This is a genomic window from Kitasatospora humi (genome assembly GCF_020907985.1).
Classification (GTDB): Bacteria; Actinomycetota; Actinomycetes; order Streptomycetales; family Streptomycetaceae; genus Kitasatospora; species Kitasatospora humi.
Map to the genome: position 1 here is coordinate 1 of NZ_JAJJPA010000145.1, position 1,256 is coordinate 1,256.

At 72.6% G+C, this 1,256-nt stretch carries 1 protein-coding gene; it reads right to left on the bottom strand.

All coding sequences use genetic code 11. The annotated features are described in order from the left end of the window. Positions 1-24 precede the first annotated feature (24 nt). A partial coding sequence (locus LN042_RS36780; RefSeq protein WP_230055820.1) for an IS701 family transposase occupies positions 25-1,256 on the bottom strand: 1,232 nt, incomplete at its 5' end.

Sequence of the window (1,256 nt, forward strand, 5' to 3'; positions counted from 1 at the left end):
TACTCCAGCCGTAGATCGTGATCTTCACGGATGGAGGGCGGCTTGGCGGCGGTAGTGGCTGCGGCGGGCCCGGGCCTGGTGGCGTCGGCGCCAGGTGGACCAGCGAAGCAGGTGGGTCGCGTCGCGGGTGGGCCGGACGATCAGGCCGGTGAACAGCCGCTGGAGCTCGTTGCAGGTGAGCGGGATCAGTCCGTCGGGGCTGGTCCCGTCGGCTGCCGGTGCCTGTTCTGGGCGTTCGAGGGCGGCGGTGACGGCCAGGAAGGCGTGGGCGAGCATCGCGAGGGTGACCCAGCGGTGCCAGGAGGTCCAGCGGCGGACCTGATGCTCGTCCAGCCCGGCCAGGCCCTTGCCGGACTGGAACGTCTCCTCCACCGTCCAGCGCCGCCCCGCCACCCGCACCAGGTCGGACAGCGGCACCGGGGTGGGCGAGAAGCAGCGGTAGAAGGCGAGTTCGCCGCTTCGGCGGTTGCGGCGGACCAGCAGCCACCAGTGCCCCGGCCGATCGTCCGGGCCGTCGATGTCGACCTGGGCCCAGTCGTAGAAGCGCTCGCCCTTGGCCCCGGCCCCGGCGGACAGCCGTTGCCAGGCCCGCTTCGGGATGCGGGCGACCAGGGCCTTCGCCGGAAAGCGGCCCGCCTTGGTGGTCACCCGGTGAGTGCTGGAGATGGCGAGGACGTAGCCCGTCTGACGGCCTTCCAGCGTCTCGCGCAGGTGCGGGTTGTCGCCGTAGACCTCGTCGCCGGCCACCCAGCGGGCGGGCGTGTTGGCGTCCAGGGCGCGGGCGATCATCCGGGCGGCCAGCTGCGGCTTGGTGGCGAAGGCGAGGTCGTCGGGGATGCCGGCGGCTCGGCAGCGTTCGGCATCGTCGGTCCAAGAGCGCGGCACGTACAGGGCCCGGTCGATCGCGGCGTGCCCGCGGGCGGCGGAGTAGACCAGGTAGACGGCGACTTGGGCGTTCTCGATGCGGCCCGCGGTGCCGGTGTACTGCCGCTGGACACCCACGGTCGCGCTGCCCTTCTTCAGGTCCCCGGTTTCATCGACCACCAGCACGGCCTCGGGGTCGTGCAGATGCTCGACCACGTAGGCGCGGACATCGTCGCGGACCTGGTCGGCGTCCCACTTCGCCCGGTGCAGCAGGTGCTGCATGCCGTCCGGGGTGGCGTCGCCCGCGTGCTCGGCCAGGGTCCAGCAGTTCTTGCGCGGCAGGTCCGCCAGCAGGCCCAACACCAACGCCCGTGCCCGGCGCCGGGGTTCGA